The following is a 4,079-nucleotide window of genomic DNA, read 5'->3' on the forward strand; positions in this document are numbered from 1 at the left end:
CTCTCCTCAATAGATTCATTCATACGACCAATTTCACCTTTTCCAACATAAATCTTACCGTCACTAAGTTTTATCATATACGCCCCTCCTGTACCTGCAAGTCCAAAAACATCCACCTCAGTATTACTATCAAAAGTATACCCATAGAAATTAGGATTATTCCCTGCCAACCTAATCGGATCTTGGCTAATATAAGTACCGCTTTCAGGTGAGTAATACCTAAACCTATTATAAGCTAACCCAATCTCCTCATCATAATACTGTCCTTGGTATAAGAAAGGAATAAACGAACTGTCCCCAGCAATAGCATTCCCGTAAAGGTCTAATTCTCGTGTCCACACCTTTTCCCATTTTCATCATACGCCCCTTATTGATAAAAAACTCACTTTTAGAATAAAATTCTTTTAAAACTATCTAATTCTGTTTTAAATTCATCTAAAATACCATTACTATTATCTACTTTTCCTTTATAATTTAAATATAAACTCATTGAAGCTCCATATACAGTATTCAAAAAAATATTGAGAGGGACTTCTATTTTCTTATCTAAAATAATCATATTTTTATAAATTTCTAAATGAAATTCAAAAGAAGAATCTAACGCTGTAAACGTAATATTCTTTTGATTTTTAGAAATGCTATCTCTCAGACTATACAGAAAATTAGTCAGTGTAGGGAAAAGCATAAAATTTTGATAGGGGGCTTTGTCCCTTTTGCTTGTTATAATAAATTCCGATTGCTGAATAGTTATATCTCCTAATTCAAATTCAGAAATTTTTTCATCGTATGTTGATGCAATATCAAATTTAATAGTCATATAATATTTTTAGTGATTTCCATTTCCTCTAGCAGGGAATATTGTAATTATTTTCTTTTCAATGGTGTCAACATAAACTCTGACAAGCTCTTTCTTATTTCCTTTTATTTTGATTTTCATTTCAAAAGATTGCATTTTCTTAGTTATATCCTTAGTTATTCTTTTACCTTTTTTTACAATTTTATTTGCAGCTTTTTCCAAATGATCTCTTGTTGTACCTCTCGTAAATAAATCACCTTCACCTCTAGAGTGCCCTCCACTGACATGTCTTAGATCAATATGCACCCACCCTCCGTTCGAATCCCCTTGTTGAATTACATATTTAAATGTTCTATCTCCAATCGTTAACCCCCAAACATCCACCTCTGTATTACTATCAAAGGTATACCCATAGAAATTAGGATTATTTCCTGCTAATCCAATCGGGTCTTGTGAGATATAAGTACCGCTTTCAGGTGAGTAATACCTAAACCTATTATAAGCTAACCCTATTTCCTCATCATAATACTGTCCTTGGTATAAGAAAGGAATAAACGAGCTATCCCCAGCAATAGCATTCCCATAAATATCTAACTCTCGTGCCCACACCTTTTTCCCCTCTTCATCATACGCCTCATACGGCGTTCCTAAGTGGTCGGTGAGAATAGAATATGATTTATCCCCTACAAGTTTAGCCGCAGGCACAAAGGAGTTCTCATCAAACACCCAAGTGATAAGATTATCAGTTATAGGCTCTTCCTTGTCGTAAACCAACAAGTTGTCCTTATCTCTACTGAGATTAGGTCGCTCGCTTAGGTCATACTCCCATTCGTGAAGTGGTACATTTCCGTCCCACAGAAAACGCTTGATGCGCTTGCTACTGAGGTTTATCTTTGCCGTGCGTCTGCCCAAGGCATCATACTCAAAGGCAAAATGTACCCTGTCGTTGTTCGCGACACTCTTTAAACTTCCATTGGCATTCCAAGAATAGGACTACAGCTACCTAATTATATCCTTCAGGTAAAGGAAAAATATTTTCTCCTTCTGGATAGTTTTCTATATTATTACTTAGCCAAAGCTCAAAATACCTATAATTATCAAAAAAAGCATTAATATAACCTTTTTTGACCAAAGACAAATATTCATCAGTTTTTACTTTAACTATTCCCTCATTTACACTCATAATTTTTGACTCTTTTATAAAACGTAACTTATTATGTGGCATAAAAATAGCTAAATCTGGCCATTTTATATTTTCTTTTTGTAAATCAACATACCCTACCAATGTCCATATTTTTTTATTGATTGCTGTTTCTTTGCCAAATTTATAAATTTTTAATCCTTTTATCAAAAGTTCTTGTATATTATTAGTTTGTATTTCTGAGGAATAATCAAAAATACCAAAACCACATTCTCTTATTAAACAAAGGTATGCATACTTATTATTGGGCATTTTTATTTCATATATGTTGCCATATTTTTTTCTCTTTGACATAATATTATCTTTTTGTACTTATTAGTGAAGTTTTTCTAAATCTGGATTTTCTGCATAAAAGGCATCCATATATCTATTTCCTTTTTTTGCATTCCCATTTTTATCTATACCAAAATTTCTATCTGCTATTCCATTAATTTGATCTGCTGCTGTTCCAGCTTTTTTCTCTACTTGTATATAATAGTGTTCGCCACCTCTCATAGCATTATAGTTGTCAGTTACAAAAACAGGAGTTAAGCTTCCTATATCTTTTCTGTGATGGTTTGATTTACGTTTTTTTAATGCTTTTGAAATATCTTCTGTAGAATCTTTACTCCCTATACCTTTTGTTCTTCCCGTATATATTTCTCCTGTTGGTACACCATTTGCATCTAAAACAGGAGCTTGATACACAACATACACATTTTCTAGCCCCCACGGATCAATCCACCCATTACAATCGAATACATACCCATAAAACGCCAGTCCCCCCGCCAACCTTATCGGGTCTTGTGAGATATAAGTACCGCTTTCAGGTGAGTAATACCTAAACCTATTATAAGCTAACCCAATCTCCTCATCATAATACTGTCCTTGGTATAAGAAAGGAATAAACGAGCTATCACCAGCAATAGCATTCCCATAAAGGTCTAATTCTCGTGCCCACACCTTTTCTCCATTTTCATCATACGCCTCATACGGCGTTCCCAAGAGGTCAGTGAGGATGCTATACGATTTATCCCCTACAAGTTTAGCCGCAGGCACAAAGGAGTTCTCATCAAACACCCAAGTGATAAGATTTTCTGTTACAGGCTCTTCCTTGTCATAAACTAACAAGTTGTCCTTATCTCTACTGAGATTAGGTCGCTCGCTTAGGTCATAGATGATATATTATTTTAGCAAAAAGCAATGTCAGCTGTACCTATCTCTACAATGTTATAATTACCATCTTCTACTTTAATTTTAATGCCGCAACCATGTTCAATATCAAACTCTGTCCTAAATCCTAATCCGAATAATTCACATTCATTTTGTTCAAACAGAATGAAAATTTTTAATAGTTTTATCTCATCATATTCTATATTTATATGATAAATATTTTCACCCCATTCCTTAACAGCATCCATACATTTATTGTACCATTTTGAAAAGTTATCTATAAAATCAGCTATTTTTTTGCAATAACTATCACTTAATTTCTCTTCTGAAGCGTCCAAATCATCAGATAAGATTAGTCTAATTTTCTTATTTATTTTCCTAATAAAAATTTCTTTTGAAAGATCTTTATCAAACTTAATTTTTGTCTCTCTCATTTTTCTAATGGTATTTTTCATTCAATTCTTTTGCTTTATCTTTAGCAGCTTTAGTATCATATTCAACTCCAATTTTAAATTGTTTAACAGCTCCTTCATGAGGTAATTTTGCTTTGTGTTCTGAGGTATAAACTAATTGCATTATACATGAATTTGTTTTTTCATCATATGCTGCATGATGCCATACGACCACTGCTCGGTTTTAATCCGTACTTATTTTAAATGTAAAATTACAATTAATATTTCAATTTGCAAACATACGACTCCTCAGTAGCTTCCTCAAAAAGCTGCCCAAAACTCTTGTGAGAATGGTGATTAGCTACCTTCTCCACTCCTTTATTGAACGCCTTATTAGGACCTTTACCAAAGAACCAACCTAATATACCTGTAGACATATTCTAACGGGTGTTATCTCTTATTTTAAAATTCAAATTTTGTGAGTATATCATCTATAAAAATATTGGTTTCCATTTATCGTCTAAAAGAAAACATTTTT

General features: G+C 33.1%; 8 protein-coding genes. All 8 read right to left on the bottom strand.

Features of this window, described 5'->3' with window-relative positions; all coding sequences use genetic code 11:
• A partial coding sequence (locus J4N46_RS12980; protein ID WP_317194306.1) for an RHS repeat-associated core domain-containing protein occupies positions 1–341 on the bottom strand: 341 nt, incomplete at its 3' end.
• A gap of 47 nt (positions 342–388) precedes the next feature.
• On the bottom strand, positions 389–817 hold the full coding sequence (locus J4N46_RS12510; RefSeq protein WP_208059550.1) for a hypothetical protein: 429 nt from the start codon (positions 815–817) through the stop codon (positions 389–391).
• 9 nt (positions 818–826) lie between these two features.
• Positions 827–1,708 carry an RHS repeat domain-containing protein gene (locus J4N46_RS12985; protein WP_317194307.1) on the bottom strand — a complete coding sequence of 294 codons (882 nt, stop codon included), beginning with the start codon at positions 1,706–1,708 and terminating at the stop codon, positions 827–829.
• Between the two features lie 91 nt (positions 1,709–1,799).
• Positions 1,800–2,291 carry an Imm26 family immunity protein gene (locus J4N46_RS12520; protein ID WP_009416153.1) on the bottom strand — a complete coding sequence of 164 codons (492 nt, stop codon included), beginning with the start codon at positions 2,289–2,291 and terminating at the stop codon, positions 1,800–1,802.
• 21 nt (positions 2,292–2,312) lie between these two features.
• Positions 2,313–3,107 carry an RHS repeat domain-containing protein gene (locus tag J4N46_RS12890; protein WP_208059551.1) on the bottom strand — a complete coding sequence of 265 codons (795 nt, stop codon included), beginning with the start codon at positions 3,105–3,107 and terminating at the stop codon, positions 2,313–2,315.
• A gap of 59 nt (positions 3,108–3,166) precedes the next feature.
• Positions 3,167–3,604 carry a hypothetical protein gene (locus J4N46_RS12530; protein ID WP_009416155.1) on the bottom strand — a complete coding sequence of 146 codons (438 nt, stop codon included), beginning with the start codon at positions 3,602–3,604 and terminating at the stop codon, positions 3,167–3,169.
• The gene (locus tag J4N46_RS12535; RefSeq protein ID WP_236013985.1) at positions 3,588–3,725 is read right to left on the bottom strand and encodes a hypothetical protein; all 138 of its coding nucleotides are present in this window, start codon (positions 3,723–3,725) and stop codon (positions 3,588–3,590) included. The genes J4N46_RS12530 and J4N46_RS12535 overlap by 17 nt, the downstream gene beginning before the upstream one ends.
• Positions 3,726–3,819: 94 nt before the next feature.
• On the bottom strand, positions 3,820–3,978 hold the full coding sequence (locus J4N46_RS12540; protein WP_208059553.1) for a hypothetical protein: 159 nt from the start codon (positions 3,976–3,978) through the stop codon (positions 3,820–3,822).
• Positions 3,979–4,079 lie beyond the last annotated feature (101 nt).

This window comes from Capnocytophaga bilenii (assembly GCF_017565765.1).
GTDB lineage: Bacteria > Bacteroidota > Bacteroidia > Flavobacteriales > Flavobacteriaceae > Capnocytophaga > Capnocytophaga bilenii.